This window comes from Anoxybacter fermentans (assembly GCF_003991135.1).
Classification (GTDB): Bacteria; Bacillota; Halanaerobiia; order DY22613; family DY22613; genus Anoxybacter; species Anoxybacter fermentans.
On record NZ_CP016379.1, the window covers coordinates 612955 to 634389 of the forward strand.

General features: G+C 37.1%; 18 protein-coding genes. 17 read left to right on the forward strand and 1 reads right to left on the reverse strand.

Annotated elements, in window-relative coordinates; genetic code table 11:
• The first annotated feature begins 235 nt into the window (after positions 1-235).
• From BBF96_RS02725 to BBF96_RS02740, 4 genes are all read left to right on the forward strand, one after another.
• A complete protein-coding gene (locus BBF96_RS02725; protein WP_127015737.1) occupies positions 236-1081 on the forward strand; it encodes a deoxyribonuclease IV in 846 nt (281 codons plus the stop codon).
• Positions 1082-1109: 28 nt separating this feature from the next.
• A complete protein-coding gene (locus BBF96_RS02730) occupies positions 1110-3623 on the forward strand; it encodes a helicase C-terminal domain-containing protein (RefSeq protein WP_127015738.1) in 2514 nt (837 codons plus the stop codon).
• Positions 3624-3698: 75 nt separating this feature from the next.
• Positions 3699-4631, forward strand: coding sequence for a cell wall hydrolase (locus BBF96_RS02735; RefSeq protein ID WP_236777865.1), 933 nt, complete (start codon positions 3699-3701; stop codon positions 4629-4631).
• A gap of 213 nt (positions 4632-4844) precedes the next feature.
• Complete coding sequence (locus tag BBF96_RS02740) at positions 4845-5390, forward strand: GGDEF domain-containing protein (RefSeq protein ID WP_127015739.1); 546 nt, start codon at positions 4845-4847, stop codon at positions 5388-5390.
• A 36-nt stretch (positions 5391-5426) separates the two neighbouring features.
• Here the strand turns inward: BBF96_RS02740 and BBF96_RS02745 are convergent, their stop codons facing one another.
• Positions 5427-6620, reverse strand: a complete 1194-nt coding sequence (locus BBF96_RS02745) for an N-acetylmuramoyl-L-alanine amidase (RefSeq protein ID WP_127015740.1) — start codon at positions 6618-6620, stop codon at positions 5427-5429.
• A 300-nt stretch (positions 6621-6920) separates the two neighbouring features.
• On the opposite strand from BBF96_RS02745, the gene BBF96_RS02750 reads away from it, so the two are divergent.
• The 13 genes from BBF96_RS02750 to dapA all read left to right on the forward strand — a co-directional run bounded on the left by BBF96_RS02750 (position 6921) and on the right by dapA (position 21358).
• Positions 6921-7709 (forward strand): polysaccharide deacetylase family protein, encoded by a 789-nt coding sequence (locus BBF96_RS02750; protein WP_127015741.1) that lies wholly within the window; start codon positions 6921-6923, stop codon positions 7707-7709.
• Complete coding sequence (locus BBF96_RS02755) at positions 7710-8450, forward strand: polysaccharide deacetylase family protein (protein ID WP_127015742.1); 741 nt, start codon at positions 7710-7712, stop codon at positions 8448-8450.
• Positions 8437-9282: a VanW family protein gene (locus BBF96_RS02760; protein ID WP_127015743.1), complete on the forward strand. Its 846-nt coding sequence runs from the start codon at positions 8437-8439 to the stop codon at positions 9280-9282. The genes BBF96_RS02755 and BBF96_RS02760 overlap by 14 nt, the downstream gene beginning before the upstream one ends.
• A 118-nt stretch (positions 9283-9400) precedes the next feature.
• The gene (gene dut, locus BBF96_RS02765; protein ID WP_127015744.1) at positions 9401-9853 is read left to right on the forward strand and encodes a dUTP diphosphatase; all 453 of its coding nucleotides are present in this window, start codon (positions 9401-9403) and stop codon (positions 9851-9853) included.
• Positions 9854-10107: 254 nt separating this feature from the next.
• Positions 10108-11961 carry a YgiQ family radical SAM protein gene (locus BBF96_RS02770; RefSeq protein WP_127015745.1) on the forward strand — a complete coding sequence of 618 codons (1854 nt, stop codon included), beginning with the start codon at positions 10108-10110 and terminating at the stop codon, positions 11959-11961.
• A 228-nt stretch (positions 11962-12189) separates the two neighbouring features.
• Positions 12190-12459 (forward strand): YlmC/YmxH family sporulation protein, encoded by a 270-nt coding sequence (locus BBF96_RS02775; protein ID WP_127015746.1) that lies wholly within the window; start codon positions 12190-12192, stop codon positions 12457-12459.
• Between the two features lie 68 nt (positions 12460-12527).
• Positions 12528-13073 carry a hypothetical protein gene (locus tag BBF96_RS02780; RefSeq protein ID WP_127015747.1) on the forward strand — a complete coding sequence of 182 codons (546 nt, stop codon included), beginning with the start codon at positions 12528-12530 and terminating at the stop codon, positions 13071-13073.
• A gap of 648 nt (positions 13074-13721) precedes the next feature.
• A complete protein-coding gene (locus BBF96_RS02790) occupies positions 13722-15863 on the forward strand; it encodes a TolB-like translocation protein (protein ID WP_127015749.1) in 2142 nt (713 codons plus the stop codon).
• A gap of 803 nt (positions 15864-16666) precedes the next feature.
• On the forward strand, positions 16667-17551 hold the full coding sequence (gene dpsA, locus BBF96_RS02795; RefSeq protein WP_127015750.1) for a dipicolinate synthase subunit DpsA: 885 nt from the start codon (positions 16667-16669) through the stop codon (positions 17549-17551).
• A gap of 18 nt (positions 17552-17569) precedes the next feature.
• Positions 17570-18163, forward strand: coding sequence for a dipicolinate synthase subunit B (locus BBF96_RS02800; RefSeq protein WP_127015751.1), 594 nt, complete (start codon positions 17570-17572; stop codon positions 18161-18163).
• Positions 18164-18188: 25 nt separating this feature from the next.
• Positions 18189-19202, forward strand: a complete 1014-nt coding sequence (locus BBF96_RS02805; protein WP_236777866.1) for an aspartate-semialdehyde dehydrogenase — start codon at positions 18189-18191, stop codon at positions 19200-19202.
• Positions 19203-19223: 21 nt separating this feature from the next.
• Entirely contained in the window at positions 19224-20447 is a 1224-nt protein-coding gene (gene dapG / locus BBF96_RS02810; protein ID WP_127015753.1) for an aspartate kinase, read from the forward strand.
• A gap of 32 nt (positions 20448-20479) precedes the next feature.
• Positions 20480-21358 carry a 4-hydroxy-tetrahydrodipicolinate synthase gene (gene dapA, locus BBF96_RS02815; protein ID WP_127015754.1) on the forward strand — a complete coding sequence of 293 codons (879 nt, stop codon included), beginning with the start codon at positions 20480-20482 and terminating at the stop codon, positions 21356-21358.
• Positions 21359-21435 lie beyond the last annotated feature (77 nt).

A 21435-nucleotide genomic window follows, 5' to 3' on the forward strand; every position in this document is an offset into this window, starting at 1 on the left:
AGCGTGCCTTACTTCGACTGAAATCGAACTTTAGATGGTTCGAAAAATTTCTTTATAAAGCGAAAAATTAGCTTTTTGCAGTAAAATCAGACATAGATTTTATAAACTTTCCATCATAAAATTAAAGGATTACCTTACCCTTAACGCGAATGAATATAAGAATGTGATAACCATTTTTCGGTTAAAATAAATAAAAAGTTAGGTAATTTTGCCATAAATTAAGGAGTGAAAATTAATGCGAGTTGGTGCGCATGTTTCAATTGCCGGAGGGATAGATAAGGCCCCTGAACGGGCTCATCAACTTGGTTGTGATTGCTTACAGATCTTTTCGAAAAATCCTCGCGGCTGGAAGGTGCGGGAATTGTCAGAGAATGAAGCAAATAAAACCCAGGAGAAGCTTAAGGAGTTTGGGTTGGACCCAATGGTGGTTCATATCACTTACCTTATTAATCTTGCTTCTCCTAAAGCTGATTTATATGAAAAATCCCTGAATGGTTTAATTACTGATCTTATACGATCTGGGATGTTAGGAGCTAAGTATCTGGTCTTACATCCAGGTAAATATACTGGAAGTAGTTTAAAAGATGGAATCAAAAGAATTACCGAATCCATTAATATTGCCTTTGATAAAGTACAAAATGATGTAATCCTTTTGTTAGAGAATGTGGCAGGAGCCGGGACAGAAATAGGTAAAACATTTGAGGAATTGAAAGAGATAATGGATCTTATAGAAGATCGGAGCCGGATTGGTATTTGTTTTGATACCTGTCACGGTTTTGCAGCAGGTTATGATATTAGAACTGAAGAGACAGTAGATAAAGTTTTTACTGATTTAGATCAGGTGATTGGAATTGATAAGTTAAAGGTGATCCACGCCAATGATGCAAAAGGGGGACTGGGTTCTAATCTGGACCGCCATGAACATATCGGATTTGGTGCTATTGGTGAAGCAGGGTTTAAAGCTATGATTCATCATCCGATGGTACTTAAATATGATATTCCTTTTATACTTGAAACACCCCTTGATGAAAAAGGTGATTTTGAGACAAATATTAAAAAGATGAGAGAATTGGCGAAGTAAGTTTTTTGATGGATTGGAGTGGAAGTTTGTGTTCTTAGAAGAGTTTATGGCATCTGAGGTAATTGAAAAACTCAGAATTGAGATTGAAAGAGCTAACGGTCATGAAGTTCTTGTTAAAGGTATAATTAACTCATCTACAGGGATTATAGAAGAGTTGGAAATATTAGCCAGAGGGCATAGTGCTGCTGCTCCGGCTATTACCAATACCTTTGGTCCAGCTACGGTTCTAATTCATAATCACCCGTCAGGCCGCTTGGTTCCTTCTGATGCTGATTTAAGAGTTGCTTCTTTAGTTGGGAACCGGGGAGCGGGTTTTTTAATCATTGATAATTTTGTTCAAGAAGGTTATATGGTAGTTGAACCATATTTACCTAAAGAACGTCAGCGTTTAAAGGCAAGTGAGATATTACAGTTTTTTGAACCCGGAGGTGAATTGAGCCGGGGTTTAAGTAAATACGAATATCGTCCACAGCAGTTAGAGATGGTCAAAACTATTCTCTTTGCCTTTAATAATCGCCGGCATCTTTTGGTAGAGGCGGGAACTGGAACAGGGAAGTCAATGGCATATCTGGTACCTGCTATCTTTTGGGCTGTAAAAAATAATGAAAAAGTGGTTATTTCGACCAATACCATTAACCTTCAGGAGCAGTTATTTTTCAAAGATATCCCACTTCTTGAAAAAACTTTAACACCTCTCTTGCCTAGAGAGTTTAAAGCTGTTTTAGTCAAGGGAAGACGGAATTATGTCTGTCTTCGGAAATTGAATTTTATTAATCAGGGCCATGAAGATTTAAAAGAAGAAGAGAAAGAGGTTTTAAGAGAGATAAATTATCTGGTATTCAAAGAAGATATCGGTTCAAAGAGTGAATTTCCTTTTCAACCTGATTCTGAGCTCTGGGACAAGATTGCTGCTGAGGCAGAGACCTGTCTAAGGAGTAAGTGTCCCCACTATAGGGGTTGTTTTTTGCAAATGGCAAGACGTAAGGCTGCAGGTGCAGATATACTCATTGTTAATCACCATCTCCTTTTTGCTGATCTGTCTGTTCGACGAGAAAAGGGAGATAGTGAGGTAGCTGTTCTACCCAGATATAAACATCTGATTTTAGATGAGGCCCATAACTTAGAACATGTAGCAACTGAGTATCTTGGTTGTCAGCTAACCCGCTATAGTTTTCTACATTATCTTCAGTTTATTTATAATAAAAAAGGCAAAAATCGTGAACAGGGACTTTTATTAGGAATCAGAGGTTCTTTAAGTAAAGCAAATTTGAGCAAGGAACAAAAATATGAAGCGTTGAGGCTGATTGATATTGAGATAGTACCACTTTTTTTGAAGGTTCAGGAATTGGGACATCATTTCTTTAATCAGGTGGCAGATTTTGCAAAAGCACATCAAAATAATGGAGAGAATAAACTGCGTTTGACAAAAGAAACTATAGCCAATCCTGAATGGAAGAATGGGGTTTACCCTGCTGCTGATAATCTTATAGGGGCATTAAACCAGCTTGGCCAGAAGATGAAGATACTTTATGAAGAATTAACAGACCTTTCCGAAGAAGACGTACCGGATTATGAAAGTCTTTTGGTGGAACTGGAAGGTCGAATTACCCAATTGCAGCGAATTTTAAGGACTCTAGAGTTTATTATAGGTCAGGAGGATGAAAAATTCGTCTATTGGGTGGAAGTATTTTATCGGAAGAAAAAAGAACTTTTCTGTACTCTTCAGGCTGCTCCTTTGGAGATTGCTAAAGAGATTAAAGAACAAATAATAGAGCCATTAGATACGGTAATCTTTACTTCAGCTACTTTGACCGTTCAGGGAAGTTTTGAATATATAAGGCGGAGTTTAGGTCTTTATGATGAAAGAGTTGATGATTTAATGGTAGGATCTCCTTTCAATTATCGTGAACAGGCCCTGGTAGCTGTGGTAAAAGATATCTCTGCTCCCAATATGACTACCTATTCTAAAGAAGTTCAAAACCATCTTTTGGAATTGTTAGAGATGATGAAAGGTAGAACTCTTGTCCTTTTTACTTCCTACCGCATGCTAAATAATTTTTATCAGGCATTAAAAGAACCTTTATTGGAAAAAGGGATTAAAATATATAAACAGGGTGAAGATTCGCGTTTGCAGATTATTAAAAATTTCAAAGAAGGTGAACGAGGTGTAATTTTTGGAACCTCCAGTTTCTGGGAAGGAGTGGATATTCAAGGAGATGATCTCTCCTGTGTAGTTATTATGAAATTACCTTTTCAGGTACCTTCAGATCCTATTGTGGAAGCTAAAGTTGAAAAGTTAGAAAGGGAAGGTTTAAATCCTTTTATAAATTTCATGCTGCCAAATGCGGTAATCAAATTTAAACAGGGTTTTGGGCGATTGGTCAGGTCAAAGGAAGATAAGGGAGTGGTGATTGTTTTTGATCCGCGAATATATACCAAATCTTATGGGCGAATATTTTTAAAATCATTACCTGAGAATACAAAAATTAATATTGATTCTTTTGATAAGATTTCCAAAAGAGTTAAAGAATTTATAATTTGAGACTTTAGTAATGCAGGTTTAAGAGAAAATATGTCGTATTTTCAAAGTTAGGATTTTAGAGGTGGAGGGGTTTTGATGAAAAACTGGATGACTAGATTCTTATATATTCTAATTATAGTATTTAGTTTTTCACTTTTTGTAAGTTCACCATTGGTTGTGGCCGGTGTTAAACCAGTTTTTCGTCTGGTTTATATTGTCCAGGAAGGCGATAATCTTACTACTATTGCCAAAAAATTCAAAACAACTGTATCTTTATTAAAAAAGGCAAATAAATTAACAGATAAATCAATCTTATTACCTGGTGATGAGTTATTTATTCCTTTTGATGATGAGTCATTTGAGCAAAAAATAGAATGGCCTGACACTACTCTTTATTCAAATTCAGAACCTGAGTTTAAGATAATGGATTGGCAGGAATATCCTGTAAGAATAAAACAGGATCCTATTAAAGTTAATATTCCTAAAAGTCAGCGAGTGATTTATCATGTCAAAAAGGGTGATAGTTTATATACTCTGGCCCGTGAATTTAATACTACCGTGGCTGTAATTAAGGCGTTAAATAATCTTGAAAGTTCCATCATAAGGATTGGTCAACAGCTCATTTTGCCTACTATTGGATTGACGCCTAAACAGGTTCTGGCAAAAACTATTACACCTTATGAGCTTAATCTGCTGGCCCGAGTAGTTCACGGCGAATCCCGGGGAGAGCCGTATCTAGGAAAGGTTGCAGTAGCTGCAGTAATTTTAAATCGGGTCTTAAGTCCTCATTTTCCCAATACCATTGAAGATGTGATTTATCAGCCCGGTCAATTTGAATCTGTCAGCAATGGTCAATTTAATTTACATCCTACCCCTTCTGCGTATAAAGCTGCAAGAGAGGCTTTAAATGGTTTTGACCCAACATTAGGGGCCCTCTACTTTATTAATCCCAGAGTTGCTAAAAATACCTGGTGGTTTAAGCAAAGACAAAAAACAGTCACCATAGGTAATCATGTATTTGCAAAATAGACCTCAAAATGAGGTCTATTTTTAATTTATATAAAAGGGATGATTATCTATATGTTTAAATATAAAAAAATATACAAAAGATTTTTAAATAGGGTATAAGATATAGAGTTTTAAAAAAGAAAATTTTAAGATATACTTTACCATTCTGTAAAAAAATGATATAATATCAAGTGAGTGGTATTTAAAACTTTGATATAAGGGGTAGATGTACATATGAGCAGAGAGAGGCCAAAAATTATTTGTGAGGTCCGGGATCAAAAATATTTAGATGGTCTTACCTCTATTTATAACCGTAAATTTTTTAATGATTATTTAAGGCAGGCTCTTACCCAGGCAATGGAAGAAGCTATTCCTTTTACACTGCTTTTGATTGATATTGATGATTTTGCACATTATAATGAAATGAACGGTTATGACCGGGGAGATCAGGCCTTACAGCAGATTGGATATTTACTTAAACGGAATCTCCGTAAAGGAGATTTTGCTATCCGGTATGATGAGGAAGAATTTTTGGTAGTTTTAATTGGAGCAAATAAAAATGATTCTTTTCGGGTGGCAGAACGACTTAGGAAATTAATTGAAGAACATGATTTTCCCGGTGAGCAGATTCAACCCGGTGGCAAACTTACGGTATCAATTGGGCTAGCATCCTATCCGGATGATGGAAAAAGCCTTGCCTTTTTGATAAAACGAGCTGATACTGCGCTATACCAGGCCAAACAAAAGATGAAAAACCGTGTTGAAATCTTTACATTCTAATAAAAATTTACCCTGCATTAGCAGGGTAAATTTTTATTATTCAAACATCTCCTTTGTAAAGGGTTGATCAAAAATTATATGACCAGCAATTGTCTGCCCTGATTCTCCTTCCACAAGGATTTGAACCCGCTCGATGCCTGGTAAAGTGGTTAAAGTTTTGACAATGGATTCTACAGTAAGCTGTTCTCCTTCTGCGCCACCCCAATGGTTTTCAACTAATTTATGGTTAAAGTTCAATATAGCCAATCCATGATTAATCTGAATAGATTTTAATACTGTTCCGGGAGGAATCACAGGAGCCAGATTTGGATTCTCAGGACCTTTAATTAATTGATTAATTGCTTCTATGGCTATAAGCTCTAAAATGGTAAGATGTTTATTAGCGGTGCTAACGGCTAACACTTTTTCTTTAAGAAGTGGTATATGGACTGGAAGTAGAATTTCACCATTTTTAGTTGTTTTGGCAAAGTATAGCTCAAGACTATCACTTAAGTTCGTACTTTCGTGGTTGTTATTATTTTCAATTCTTTTAATCTGCTCTTTATTAGCCTCAAATTGATGGTGAAAGAAGGCTATGAGCCCATTCCGTATGGCTTTGGCAATTCGAAGTTGTTCCTCAGGATCGGTAATCCTTTTTCGATCGATGGGGTTGGAGATAAAACCTATTTCAACGATGACAGCGGGACATTTGGTATGCTTTAATACATAGTAATTACCACGGCCAACAGAACGATAGTTATCCGGTTGGATAGCTTTTAACTGTTCCTGTATTTTTTCAGCCAGAAGTTTAGATTCCTGACCTGCATAATAATAGGCTTGACCGCCGAAAGGTTCAGAGGTGGGGAATTTATTAACATGGATACTGATAAAGGCATCTGCATTGACCTCATTAGTTTTACGGACACGATAAATGATATCCTCGCGGCGGTTTTGATTATATAATGAATCGTCTGTTCTGGTCATCACTACTTCTATGTTCGAATTTTCAAGAAGTTTTTTTAGAATAAAAGCTACTTGAAGATTGATGTCTTTTTCTTTAAGCCCTTTATAATAAGCTCCAGGGTCAAAGGAACCGTGACCGGCATCAATAACAACAATTTTATGGAGTTTAGAGTAGAAAACCAGTCTGGTTAGATTGGCTGTAAAACCCATTCCAATAGAAAAAATAAAAATTATTATAAGGCCAATGAGCAGGTGCTTTTTTTTAATAAATATAAATAGAACCTGCAAGGGTCCCACCTCCTTATAAATTTATTATTTAATATGATTTTACTGCAAAAAGTTAATTTTTCGTTTCAAAGGAAATTTTTCGAACCATCTAAAGTTCGACTGAAATTTCACTAAGATGGTTAAACGAAAAATTTCTATATAGCTCAAAATTAGCTTTTTGCAGTTTAATTATTTAATATATATTTGTACAGTAGATAAATCATGCTTAAAAGATACTTTATCCTATCAGGCATATTTTACTCTTAAGATGAATAAGTAGTTATAGGGACTAAACCCGTCATAAAGAGGGAGGAATTCCTGATGAATATTTTTTTTACTTCCAGGCGGGCTGCCGGTGTAATTACAGTTTTGGTGCTGATGTTAACTTTTCTTTTGGGAATGTTGGCTGGAGATGTAAGGGAAAGAATAATCAGTGTTACGACCAAACGGTTGGTTCCCATTTATAAAGTAGATACTCCGGAGAAAAAGATAGCTATTACCATCGATGGGGTCTGGGGAGCTGAAAAAACGTCTCGAATTTTAGATATTTTTGATAAATATAATGTAAAGATTACTTTCTTTTTTGGGGGATATTGGTTAGAAAAATATCCTGATATGGTAAGAGAGATAGATAAACGCGGTCATGAGATCGGTAATCATACTTATACTCATCCCCACTGTAATTCATTAGCTCCTGAGCAATTGAGACAGGAGTTGGAAAAGACTTCTTTATTAATTCAGGATCTTACGGGTAAATGGCCACGCTTTTTCAGACCACCTTTTGGTGAGTATAATAATACAGTTATCAGGGTTGCTGAGGAAGAAAATTATCAGGTTATACAGTGGAGTATTGATTCATTAGATTGGAAAGAACCAGGAGTTCACTTTATTGTTAAAAGGGTTTTGGAAAAAGCTGGGCCAGGTGAGATTGTATTAATGCATAATAATGGTAAGCATACTGCAGATGCTCTGGAGATTATAGTACCCAGATTAATAGAGATGGGGTATAAAATTGTTCCATTATCGGAACTGGTCTATAAGGATAATTATTATATCGAAAGTCATTCGGGAATCCAAAAACGGATTTTAAGCCCCAGGGAGAGGAAATAAATGAAAATCTATGTAATTCGAATTAGAAAAAATTTTTATTTGACACTGGCAGCTTTATTGGTGATTGGTCTTTTCTGGTACACAGATTTTTTAACTTTAATAGAGATTCCAGTAAGTGGTGTATCACCTTATTATCACGGTAATCCAAGTGAAGCAAAGATAAGTTTGACAATTAATGTAGATTGGGGAGAAGAGTATATTCCACAAATATTAAAAATTTTGAAGGAAAAAGATGTGAATGCTACATTTTTTATTACGGGACGTTGGGCCAGCAAATTTCCTGATCTGGTAAAACGGATTTATATGGATGGTCATGAGATTGGCAATCACGGATATTCACATCTTCACCCTAATAGGCTTTCCAGAAAAGAACTGATTGAACATATTAAAAAAAATGAAGAGATTATTTATGGGATTATCGGGGTCCGTACTAATCTATACGCACCTCCCTATGGAGAATATAATAAAAGAGTAGTTACGGTTGCAGATGAGTTGGGGTATAAGTTAATCATGTGGTCAGCTGATACCATTGATTGGCAGCGGCCTGCTCCTCAGGTGATTATTGATCGGGTGATGAGGAAGGCTTCTAATGGTGGAATAGTTTTGATGCATCCCATTCCGCAGACAGTGCAGGCTCTTCCGATTATGATTAATAAACTGAGAGCAAAGGGATATGAATTAGTAACTATTTCCGAGCTATTGAAGTTAGTACAGCCGGGTGAAAAAGATGATTCGAAATAAATTTTTGAGTTTATTTAAAAACAGTTCTTTTTATATCCTATTTTCACTCATTCTTATATTTTTTGTTCTGGTTTTAATCGGATACTGGTATCGAAGTTATTATGGAATTCCTAAAGGAGTCTGGTTAGGGGAAAAGAAGATTGGCGGACTATATCCAGATGAGGTTCGAAATTTACTTTTACAGGCAGCGGATGATTTTGTCCGCTGGCCTGAACCGGCCAGGTTAGATAATAAAGGAAATGTGACCCATGAAGTCTGGGGGCGGATTCTTGACCTTTCAGCAACAATGGAATTGATTGAATCAGCAAAAGAGGGGGATGTGATAGAACCGGTCTTTTGTTCCATTTATCCATTACTTCTTTCAAGTGAAATCTTAGCTTTAACCCGTCTTCTGGGTGTATATCATACTTTTGTCGGTGGGACAGAAGACCGGTATCATAATATTAAACTTGCCGGGAGCTTGATCAATTTTACATTACTGATGCCCAATGAGGTTTTTTCATTTAACCAAAAGGTAGGAGAACCTACACCTGAGCGGGGATTTAAAAGAGCACCAATTATTATTAAGGATAAAATGGTTTTGGGTTATGGAGGTGGAATTTGTCAAGTCTCTTCTACGTTGTATAATGCAGCATTGCAGGCAAATTTAAAGATTATAGAACGGCATACCCATTCAAAAAAGGTGAATTATGTACCGCCGGGTAAAGATGCAACCGTAGCATATGACTATCTGGATTTAAAATTTATTAATTCTCTTGAATATCCTATTTTAATCCGGGTCTGGCTTAGGGGAAATAAGCTTATTATTGGGATCTATGGCCGGGAAGTTTGACGTTATCCGTTAAGGTATGTTATAATATTATTAACAAACAATACTTAAATAACAGTACATAAGAGCCAATTTATTGGCTCTAATTTTCTTTTTAAAGCAAATAAAGGAGGAGTAATTGATGCAAGTTAAAATTAAAAAGCTATCAGAAAAGATCGGAAAAGAGTTTAAAGCGCCTACATATGCCACAAAAGGGTCTGCTGGATGTGATCTGGTAGCATGTATTGATAAACCCATTACTTTAAAACCCGGTGAGATTATGAAGATTCCGACTGGAATTGCGATTCAGATTCCATCTCCAGCATACGCCGGATTTATTTTTCCACGGAGCGGATTGTCCAGTAAACACGGAATTAATCTGGTCAATTGTGTGGGGGTGATTGATAGTGACTATACCGGGGAGATTATCTGCCCGGTACAGAACAATGGATCTGAACCTTATATTATTGAGCCCGGGGAACGGATTGCTCAGTTAGTAATAATGCCTATTGTCCAGGTTGATTTTGTCTGGGTAGAAGAGCTGGACGAGACTGAACGGGGTGCAGGTGGTTTTGGATCTACCGGGAAAAAATAATTGATTATACTGCAAAAAGCTAATTTTGAGCGACATAGAAATTTTTTGCCAAATCATCTTAGCGAGATTTCCGACGAAATAAGGCCTCATCACAGGAAGTGATGAGCTAATCAAGGGCCAGGAGGGCCCATTGATTAGGAAGCCTTATTTCGGCGGAAATCGAGCTTTAGATGATTCGAAAAATTTCTCAAGAAGGGAAAAATTAGTTTTTTGCAGTTTAACCATAATTAAGGTATGATAGGAGAGCTGAGCGTATGAAAAAAAAGAGAGAAGATTTTTTGCCTATTAATGCGGAAGATATGAAGGCCAGAGGATGGGATCAGTTAGATATTCTTCTGATCACAGGTGATGCTTATGTAGATCATCCATCCTTTGGGGTAGCAATAATTGGGCGGTTACTGGAGATTCACGGGTATAAAGTTGGGATTATAGCACAACCCGATTGGCGGGATATTAAAGATTTTAAGGCTTTTGGGGACAAGCCGCCTCGACTTTTTGTAGGGATTACCAGTGGGAATCTGGATTCGATGGTCAATAATTATACTGCAGCTAGACGTCGTCGTAAAAGAGATGTCTACTCCCCGGGAGGAGTGGGTGGCAAAAGGCCTGATAGGGCAGTGATTGTTTATGCTAATCGGGTAAGAGAGGTATTTGGGAAAGTCCCCATTGTTATTGGAGGTTTGGAGGCAAGTCTCCGTCGTTTTGCTCATTATGACTATTGGCAGGATAGGGTACGCCGTTCTATACTTCTGGATAGTAGGGCAGATTTGATTGTGTATGGTATGGGTGAAAGACAGGTGGTTGAGATTGCCCAGAGCTTAGAGAGCGGAATCCCTATTGAATATTTAACTTATCTTGATGGGACAGTAGCAAAAACCAAATCTCTGGACGGATTAAAAGACTTTGTAGAATTACCATCGTATGAAGAGGTCAGTACCGATAAAGAAAAATATGCTTTGAGTTTTAAGCTTCAGTATCAGGAACAGGACCCCTTTAAAGGACGTCCTGTGGTTCAAAAACACGGTGATTGGTATATAGTTCAGAATCGACCAGCTAAACCTCTGGCTACCCATGAGTTAGATCGACTCTATGAACTGCCTTATACCCGTGAATATCATCCCATTTATGAGAAAGAGGGTGGTATTCCAGCTCTAAAAGAAGTTAAATTCAGTATAGTTACTCATCGGGGTTGTTATGGTTCTTGCGCTTTTTGTGCATTGGTTCAACACCAGGGTAGAATAATTCAGAGCCGCAGCAAAGAATCTATATTAAAAGAAGTCCGTCTTTTGACTAAGCTTCCGGATTTTAAAGGAGTTATCCATGATGTGGGAGGACCGACGGCCAATATGTATAAAACGGGATGCAGTCGTGATGGTGAGGGGTACTGTGGTAAACGGAACTGTCTATTTCCTTCACCTTGCCCTAATTTGAAAAAGAGCCATCAAGAATATATAGATTTGCTTCGCTCTATCCGTCAGATTCCAGGAGTAAAACATGTTTTTATACGTTCAGGGATCAGATATGATCTTTTAATGGCAGATAATGAAAGTGATTTTTTAAAGGAATTATGTGAGCACCATGTTAGTGGTCAATTAAAGATAGCTCCAGAACATGTCAGTCCCAAGGTTCTTAAGGCTATGCGCAAGCCGTCTTTTGAGGTTTACGCAAAATTTAGAGAAGAATATAAAAAAGTAAATAAAATGCTTGGAAAAAAACAGTATTTGGTTCCGTATTTTATTTCCAGCCATCCGGGTTGTGGTTTAGATGAGATGATTCAGCTGGCAGAGCATATCCGGGATTTGAAATATAATCCAGAACAGGTTCAGGATTTTACACCTACACCAATGACGCTGGCAACCTGTATGTATTATACTGGAATTGATCCTCTAACAGGTGAAAAAATTTATGTCCCGAAGGATATGGGAGAGAAAAGAATGCAGAGAGCTCTGCTCCAATTTAGGGATCCGAAGAATTATGATCTGGTTAAAAAGGCTTTGAAAAAGGCTGGCCGTGATGATTTAATTGGTAGTGGTAAAAAGGCACTGATTCCTGATAGAAGGCCCGGAGCACATCGAAGAAAAGGCCAGAGAAGGAAGAAAAAATGCTAAGATTAAACAGCAAAAAGCTAATTTTGAGCGACATAGAAATTTTTCGTTAAACCATCTTAGTAAGATTTCAGTCGAACTTTAGATGGTTCGAAAAATTTCTTTTGAAGCGAAAAATTAGTTTTTTGCAGTAAAATCATACTAAAGATTTTTCTAAATAAGCATATGTTTCGTAGGTAGTTAATATATTAGTTATATAGCTTGTTTGCTATCTGATGGAGGTGGGAAGAAGTGAGACTGAGCAAGCTTGCTGGTAAAGAGATTATTAATATGCATGATGGTGGACGGCTGGGTGTGGTCGCTGAAACGGATCTTGTAGTTCACCCTGAGACTGGGGAATTGGAATCGATAATTATTCCTAATCACGGCAACTTTTTTAGTATTTTTAAAGATGAGAAGTATCTTGTAATTCCCTGGCAGGCCATCAAAAAGATTGGTTCAGAGGTAATCATTGTTGATTTAAATTCTCCGCGCAATAATCGAGATCGACTAACCAGTTAAAGAAGGTATTAAAAACAGTAAATTAGCAAATCCTATCTTTAAAAGAGAAGATAGGAGGCTAATCAGTTATGCCTACAGTAATTGGTGTTTTTACAAATCGTTCACAGGCAGAGAGGGCAATTGCTGAAATCCGCAGTGAAGGTGTATCAGAAGATCGGGTCTCGATTGTAGCTCGACAAGGCTATATCCATGGGGATGAAAATGATACCAATGACAGCTTTGTCCAGATGGTAAAAAGTCAGACAGAAAAAGACCAGGAGACAAATTCTACTGTTGAAGCCAATGAACGCCAGAACCTTTCTACCGGAGTCACAACAGGTGGTGCTCTGGGAGGAATCGGCGGTCTTTTGGCTGGTGCAGGATTATTCACCATTCCGGGTCTTGGCCCAATTCTGGCTATAGGGCCTATAGTATCTGGACTTGCTGGAGCAGCAGTTGGGGGAATTGCTGGTAGTCTTATTGATATGGGAATAGCTCCTGAACGGAGCGAACACTATCAGGCTCAGGTAGAACAGGGTGGAATTCTGGGTGCTGTAGAGTGTGATCAGAGTAAAATTAACGACGTAGCAGCTATCTTCAGGCGAAATGGTGCCCGGGATGTAGAGACATATTAATTAAATTATGTTGCAAAGGTCATTCAACTTTTTGAGTTGGATGGCCTTTATTTAATTTAATACAAAACAAATCAGGATATTTAAAGTAATAGTTTACTATGATAATTGTTGCGTTAACAGGAAGTGATGAGCTAATCAAGAGCCAGAAGGGCCTATTGATTAGTGTGCTTTATTTCGGCTGGAATCGAACTTTAGATAGTTCGAAAAATTTCTTTTGAAGCGAAAAATTAGCTTTTTTCAGTAAAATTATAATATAAAATAAAAACCAGAGAGGAATTAATTAGATATGACAATACTTAATGATTGTTGATACCGGAATAAAAGTTTTTAAACAACAAATTGTTAAAATTGAAAAGATTATAAATCAGCATGGGATACTATTAATCGATAGAACGCCTATGAGTGTAACTATAGATAATAATATTTCCATGATACTGGATGAATTTATATTTAGAGAGATACTTAATGGAAGTCAAAATTTTCTTGATATACATGTAAGAGTATTTAGAAAATTTTTAACACCATCATATGGTGTTTTTTTTATTCCAACTTTTATCATAATTAAAGAGGAAATCTTTCTTTAAAGTAGAATAAGATAAACAGGAATTAAATATATTTAATGCCAATAAATATAAGGGTGTGAATGATATGAAAAGAGGTTTTTTAATTTTTCTCATTCTGGAAATATGTATACAAATAGCTCAAATAACTTTTGCCTATGGTACACCTGTTGGGTTTCCAGAAAATATTGACCAAATTACATATTTTGCGTCAGACCCAATCCAGCCTGGATTATGGAGTTTTAATCTTATTACCGGTGAAAAAAAGTTGATCATTAAAGGAATTAGCGATAATTATAAGTTTTCTCCTGATGGACGTTATCTGGCTTTTTTAGTTAACAACTGTGATTGGGGAATTGGTCAATCTAATACTATCAGTCTCTGGGTGAGGGATTTGGCTGAAGGCATAGAGTATGTGATTCAATCAATTTTTGATACCGAGAACAATCTGGATACTACTTTTGAATGGTTCGCAAATGATAAGCTAGCGGTTATTCAGAGGACCGACTTAAAGAATAGTAGAATTCAAATCTATAAGCCTAATGGTAAACTTATCTGGATAAGTCCGGAAAATTACCAGTTTTTGAGTTTTGCTAATCAAAAGGTGCTTTTAAAAGATAATCTAAACGAGAATCTGGTCATATATTGTCTATTAACTAATACTTACAAAATATTGCCAGTTAAGGAATTATTGGTCAATGCCAGTCTAAGCATCAAAACGAATTATCTCTGCTACCAGACTTTTAGAAAAATTATTTTGTTAAATTTAAATACTCTAGAAAAGGTATATATTGATGTGGGTAAACAGAGTGAGGTTCAATTTGATTGGTCACCTGATGAAAACTATCTTATCTATCAAACTTTGCCAGGTTCTGGAGAACTTTATCAGTTGAAAGTATTTAATGTTCAGACCGGGATAAAGGAGTTTGAAGTAAATTCAGAAAAACAGATTTATTATTCCTGGAGTAGTGATGAAAAGCAAGTGGTTATCAGTCTATATCAAAATGGTTGGAATCTCCTTGTCTGGTTTCCCGATCAGTATAATTTAATGGTTATCCAGTCGGGATTAGTGACTCAACCCATTCCTGTCTATCGTCAAGGAACTCATCAGTTTTACTATCTGACTCATGTTGATTATTATCCTGTAGTTTACAGTTATGATGTAGATTATAATCGCTTAGATGTTACCCTTTCTGGCCCGGAAGATGCAGTCTGGTCAAGATTAAATTTAATTCCTGTAACTTTTTTTAAAGAGAATGAGGCTTATGATCTTATGTATTGGGCAGGTTGGAGTGAAGTGGCAGAGATTCAATATCTCCGGTCTTTGGAGATTTTTTCCAATGAGGATTATTATACGGTATTAAAATGGGCTCCATTTCATCCAACCCTGGTTTACAAGGAAAATGATAGAAACTTGATTATAATTGATGAAACAGGTAAGATGAAGAGAATTTATACGGGTACAAAAATCAGTGAACCATTCTGGAATGATGATGGCAGTTATATTTGCTTTACTGACCAGGAAGAGCGTAAAAGATTAATCCTCTATAACATTTTTAAAAATCAGATAGATATTTATCCTTTAGAAAGTGATAATTTAGAGTTAATTCAGTGGATGAATGGGCAAATCTGGTTTTATGATGGACGAATTAGAGGGTATTATCCTCTGGGAGATGACTGGGATAATTTACAGAGATGGAAGGATTATTGGTGGCCATTACCCAAAATAAAAAAAGCACATTATTTGGCAAAAACTCTATGGCAGATAGGGGCCAACCTCTGGTTTAGAACCGAAGATGGAGAATTTAAAGTTATTACCCGCCTTACTGAAGGGCCTCCTCAAAATTGGCAGGTTCAATGGAATGGTTTTGCACAATGGTCTCCAGATGATGAAAAAATTCTCTATAACCGTCTTTTGACCAGAACTACTTTCTATGGTCAGGAAAAAAAGCGGGAAATTTGGGTGATGGATAAAAATGGAACCAATCACCGTTATCTTTGTGAGGGAGCATACTCCCAGTGGTTAGATAACTATAGATTTCTTTTCTTAAAAGAAGGGAATCTCTATTTAGCTAATCTGGTAACAGGACAGATTAATGGATTGGATACTCCAGAACTTGAAGAGATTGCATTCGTCCCTAGTTGTAATGGAGCCTCTCTTGTGGTAGTTATAGCCAGAGACGAAGAAGGAAAGTTAGGGTTATATTTATATAAAATAAAATATAGGTAAGCTCATTTGTGTCAACGTTTAAACCTATTAGTTAGGCTGCCGGAATCTGGCGGCCTATTTGTTTTTTTTCTCGGCATATCAATTTTAGAAATCTGTTTAGACCTTTATATCTTTTAATGACCATTTAATGGTTAATATTATAGCTGGTATACCTTTAACTTATAGCCCTCCTCAATCAATTACAGGATCACCTGATTACCTGAGGGTTACACCATTTGCCACATATAGGAAAATAACTTCTTTTAAGTTTTCGATCCAACATCTAAGATCAACTAATTTTCTTTTTCCCGAAAATTTGATATTTCTTGCTCTGGAATTTTTAGTATTTCTGTGATAGGATTATATTGCATCGATTATATTTTCTTTATCTGTTGTTGGTAGTTATAAATAGATTCTATACGAAGGTGGCTGATGTCTTCTTATTTTATTTATCTTCATATAATATGATTAAACTGCAAAAAGCCAATTTTGGGCGACATAGAAATTTTTTGCCAAATCATCTTAGCGAGATTTCCGACGAAATAAGGCCTCATTACAGGAAGTGATGAGCTAATCAAGGGCCAGGAGGGCTCTTTGATTAGGAAGCCTTATTTCGGCGGAAATCGAGCTTTAGATGATTCGAAAAATTTCTCAAGGAGCGAAAAATTAGTTTTTTGCAGTTTAAACAACCATTTTTTTACCAAATTTTTGGGTAAATTAAGATCAAGATGATTGTACAGGCACTGGTTGTTATATCGGGGCATATAGTAATTATATGTAGTTATAACAATTTGAAAAGTTTTAAAAGGAGGCATTGTTTATAGATGAAAAAACTTACCGGTTATAGGATAGGAATTTTGGGTGGAGATGAACGGGAACGTGTAATGATGAACTGTCTTATCGAAAAAGGTGCTAAGTTGAAAGTTCTAGGTGATCCGGGTGGTGAACTTTCTGAGAAGATTCAAGTGGTTTCAACTGTTGAAGAATTAGTTAAAGATGTGCATGTTCTTATAGCTCCCATGTCAGGAACCGATGCAGAAGGGATGATTAAAGCACGTTTTATAGATGAACCTATATACATGGATGAGGACTTTTTTGCATTGGTTGGGAGTGAAATTCCTGTATTGATTGGAATGACCAATGAAAAAGTTAAATCTCTGGCTAAGGCTGCCAATGTAAATTTGCAATTAATAGCTACCAGGGAAGATGTAGGGATTTTAAACGCTATCCCTACAGCAGAAGGAGCTATTCAGATTGCAATGGAAGAACTGCCTATTACCATTCACGGTAGTAAATCTCTTGTTATGGGGCTTGGAAAATGTGGACTGACTTTAGCCTGGCGGTTACGAGCATTGGGTTCAGAGGTTTATGGTGTGACCCGGAGTCCGGAAGGGATTGCAAAAGCCCGGGATTTAGGCATACATATCATATCATATGACGAATTGGCAAAATATTTACCTGAATTTGATTTGATTTATAATACTGCTCCTGCAATGGTTCTGCCTGAGGAAAGGATTAGACTTATAAGAAAAGACGCTTTGATTATCGATCTGGCCTCTGCACCTGGTGGTACAGATTTTGAAGCAGCAAAAAAATATGGTATCAAGGCATTGTTAGCTTTAGGATTGCCTGGAAAAGTTGCACCCAAAACTGCAGGTTTAATTTTATGCCGTGTTGTGACGGAAATGATTTTAGATGTCCTTAAATAATCTGGAGGTGTTTTGCTAATGGATTTAAAGGGTAAAAAAATAGGTTTTTGTCTAACTGGTTCTTTCTGTACTTTTGACAAGGTGATTCCTCAGATTGAGCGATTGGTTGAGATGGGAGCGGATATTGTTCCTATTATGTCACATAATGCTTATTCATGGGATACCAAATTTGGTCCAGCTGAAAAATGGAGAAAGATGATAGAAGAAATTACTGGCAAAAAAATTCTCCATACTATAGTTGAGGTTGAACCTATCGGGCCCGGTAAGATCCCCCTGGATGTGGTGGTTGTTGCTCCTGCCACCGGTAATACTTTAGCTGCATTGGCTAATGGCTTGACTAATGGGCCAGTTCCTATGGCCTGTAAAGCTCACTGGCGAAATGGTAAACCTGTAGTAATTGCAATTTCAACTAATGACGGTTTAGGTGCCAGCGCCAAAAATATTGGAATTTTACATGATAAAGCACTGACTTTTATGGTACCATATGGACAGGATAATCCTCATAAAAAGGAAAAATCACTGGTAGCTCATTTTGAGTATATTCCAGATACCATTAAAGCAGCTTTAGAAGGAAAACAGTTCCAACCTGTTTTAATTCCACATGCTTTTTGAAAACGGAAGAAAAAGGGGGGATACTGTGTCAGGATATAAGGTAGCAATACTTGGAGCTTCAGGTGCGGTAGGTAGGATGATGGTAAAAGTTTTGGAAGAGCGTAATTTTCCCGTTAGAGATTTAAAACTTCTGGCTACTGAACGTTCTGCTGGTAAAAAAATTGATTTTCATGGTGAAAAATTGACTATAGAAGTAGCTCATCCAGATCAATTTAAAGGGTATGATCTGGCATTGTTCAGTGCCGGAAGTAGTGTCAGTAGATCAATTGCATTAGAAGCAGTTAAACGCGGCTGTGTTGTTATAGATAACAGTAATGCCTGGCGAATGGAACCGGATGTGCCCCTTGTGGTTCCGGAAGTAAATCCTGAAGAGCTTGAAAATCATCGTGGGATAATTGCTAATCCCAACTGTTCTACTATTCAGATGGTGGTTGCACTAAAGCCGATTAAAGATAGATTTGGCCTTTCCAGGATTATCGTTTCTACATACCAGGCTGTTTCAGGTACGGGATTGAGAGCAATTGAAGAACTAAAAAGCCAGTCACTGCATATGTTAAATGGAGAGACTAAAGAACCCGAAGTTTACCCTTACCCTATAGCATTTAATCTTCTTCCACATATTGATACCTTTTCTGAAAATGGTTATTCCCGGGAAGAGATGAAGATGATAAATGAGACCAGGAAGATTTTGAAAGACCCAAAAATAAAAATTGCTGCAACAGCAGTACGTGTTCCTGTATTTTATGGACATTCAGAATCAATTTATATTAAAACAATTGAACCAGCAGAAGTTATTGAGATACGCCAGGTATTAAGTAAAGCACCAGGGGTGGTTGTATATGATAATCTTGAGAAATTGCAATATCCAATGCCTAATCTGGTGGAAGATAATGATCAGGTCTGGGTAGGTAGGATTAGACGTGATTTAGATGAAGATTGCGGTTATCATCTGTGGGTAGTAGCTAATAATTTGCGTAAAGGAGCGGCTACCAACGCAGTACAGATTGGTGAAGAATTGATGAAAAGAGGTTTATTATAATGAGAGAGGTGTTTTCATAAAATGAAGATTATAGTCCAGAAATTTGGGGGATCTTCACTAGCCAATACGACAGGCCGGGAACAGGCCGTAAAGAAAATTAAAGAGGCCATTGAGAAGGGTTATCGTCCTGTGGTGGTAGTCTCTGCCATGGGACGAAAGGGTTCACCTTACGCTACAGATACTCTTATAGCTTTTGCTAAAAAGGTACATTTTGAGATTGAGCCTCGTGAATTAGATCTTTTGCTTTCCTGTGGAGAAGTGATTTCAGCAGTGATTTTTGGCCAGACTTTAAATAAACACGGATTTAAGCCAATTGCATTAACAGGTGCTCAGGCAGGGATTATAACTGATGAAAATTTTGGTGAGACCCGGATTATTGAGGTCAACCCAAGTCGGATTTTAAAAGAGTTGAAGAATGGAAAAATTCCGGTAGTTGCAGGGTTTCAGGGGATATCAAAATCTGGTGAAATTACAACTTTAGGTCGGGGCGGAAGTGATACTACAGCTACTGCTTTAGGTGCAGCCTTAAAGGCAGAATATATTGAGATTTTTACTGATGTGGATGGAGTAATGACAGCTGATCCAAGGATTGTACCTACTGCTAAAACTATCAAAAAAGCTTCATATGAGGATGTCTGTGAAATGGCTCATGGAGGAGCAAAAGTTATCCATCCCCGTGCAGCAGAGATAGCCCGCAGAGAACGGATTCCCGTTAGGGTTCGTTCGACTTTTACAGATAATGATGGTACATTAATCAAAGAGATGGGATTTGAAGATGGTGTAGTTGAAATTAAAGGTGATCGTCCGGTAACTGGTATAGCGACCAGAAATAATATTATTTTTTTTAAAATTATTCCCCGCTTACAATTGGAGAATGCGACAGGTTTAGGAGCCTTTAAGGTTATTGCTGATCAAGGGATTAGTGTAGATTTTATTAATGTAAAGCCTGATTCAATCTCATTTATAGTCGATGCTCCCTGTGCAGATAAAGTTCGGCAAGTATTGGATGCGTGGGATTACAAATATGAAATTTCCAATGAGTACTGTAAAATTACCCTGATTGGGGGAGGAATGACAGGACGTCCAGGAGTTATGGCCAAAATCGTGGAAGCACTGGCAAGTGAAGCAATTCCTATTTTCCAAAGTACTGATTCCAGGAGTACTATATCGGTTTTAATTAAAGAAAGGGATCAAGTCAGAGCAATGCGTGCTTTACATCGCGCATTTCAGTTAGACCAGGAGTAAAGAATGAAAAATGTTAAGGAGGGGTTTGATTAATGACTATTTTTGGTGAAGTATTGACTGCAATGGTGACCCCTTTTTATGAGGATTTTACGGTAAATTATGAAGGGGTTAGAAAGTTGGCCAGGTATCTGGTAGAAAACGGTTCGGATGGTTTGGTGGTTTTGGGAACTACAGGTGAATCGCCAACCTTAACTAAAGAAGAGAAGTTGGAAATTTTGCGGGTGGTTAAAGATGAGGTGGGAGAGAAAGCCCGTATTATAGCAGGAACAGGAACAAATGCTACAAAAGCTGCTATTGAGATGACCATTGAAGCAGAGAAAGTTGGAGTAGATGGTGTAATGTTGGTTTGTCCATATTATAATAAACCACCTCAGGAAGGTTTATATCAGCATTTTAAGAGTATTGCTGAATCGACAGGATTACCTATAATGATTTATAATGTTCCGGGACGGACGGGGAAAAATATCGAGGCTGAAACTATAGCCAGATTGGCTGAGATTGATAATATCGTGGCTGTAAAAGAGGCTAGCGGTAATTTGAATCAGGTTTCTAAAATTCGAAGTCTTACTTCTCCCGATTTCGCTATCTATAGCGGTGATGATTCGCTCACTTTACCGATTCTGGCAGTAGGAGGAACGGGTGTTGTTAGTGTAGCATCACATGTTGTTGGAAATCAGATTAAAGAGATGATTAAGCTCTTTAAAGCTGGAAAAGTCAGAGAAGCATCACTTCTACACTGCCATCTCTTACCAATATTCCAGGGGATTTTTATTACTACCAATCCGATTCCGATCAAATTCCTCTTAAATAAATTGGGGCATCAGGTTGGCCCGGTTAGACCTCCTCTGGTTAACCCAACAGAAGAAGAAAGTAAGTATTTATTAAAACTTTTACAAAGTATAAAAAAATAGATTGGTTTTAGAGTAGTCCTTTTTTCAGGAACTGCTCTTTTTTTTTTGGGGCTTTACTTGTTTTTTTTATGTAAATC

Coding starts and splice junctions, on each gene's coding strand:
- BBF96_RS02725 (WP_127015737.1), top strand. CDS start 236: ATGCGAGTTGGTGCGCATGTTTCAATTGCCGGAGGGATAGATAAGGCC.
- BBF96_RS02735 (WP_236777865.1), top strand. CDS start 3,699: ATGAAAAACTGGATGACTAGATTCTTATATATTCTAATTATAGTATTT.
- BBF96_RS02740 (WP_127015739.1), top strand. CDS start 4,845: ATGAGCAGAGAGAGGCCAAAAATTATTTGTGAGGTCCGGGATCAAAAA.
- BBF96_RS02750 (WP_127015741.1), top strand. CDS start 6,921: ATGAATATTTTTTTTACTTCCAGGCGGGCTGCCGGTGTAATTACAGTT.
- BBF96_RS02755 (WP_127015742.1), top strand. CDS start 7,710: ATGAAAATCTATGTAATTCGAATTAGAAAAAATTTTTATTTGACACTG.
- BBF96_RS02760 (WP_127015743.1), top strand. CDS start 8,437: ATGATTCGAAATAAATTTTTGAGTTTATTTAAAAACAGTTCTTTTTAT.
- dut (WP_127015744.1), top strand. CDS start 9,401: ATGCAAGTTAAAATTAAAAAGCTATCAGAAAAGATCGGAAAAGAGTTT.
- BBF96_RS02770 (WP_127015745.1), top strand. CDS start 10,108: ATGAAAAAAAAGAGAGAAGATTTTTTGCCTATTAATGCGGAAGATATG.
- BBF96_RS02780 (WP_127015747.1), top strand. CDS start 12,528: ATGCCTACAGTAATTGGTGTTTTTACAAATCGTTCACAGGCAGAGAGG.
- BBF96_RS02790 (WP_127015749.1), top strand. CDS start 13,722: ATGAAAAGAGGTTTTTTAATTTTTCTCATTCTGGAAATATGTATACAA.
- dpsA (WP_127015750.1), top strand. CDS start 16,667: ATGAAAAAACTTACCGGTTATAGGATAGGAATTTTGGGTGGAGATGAA.
- BBF96_RS02800 (WP_127015751.1), top strand. CDS start 17,570: ATGGATTTAAAGGGTAAAAAAATAGGTTTTTGTCTAACTGGTTCTTTC.
- dapG (WP_127015753.1), top strand. CDS start 19,224: ATGAAGATTATAGTCCAGAAATTTGGGGGATCTTCACTAGCCAATACG.
- dapA (WP_127015754.1), top strand. CDS start 20,480: ATGACTATTTTTGGTGAAGTATTGACTGCAATGGTGACCCCTTTTTAT.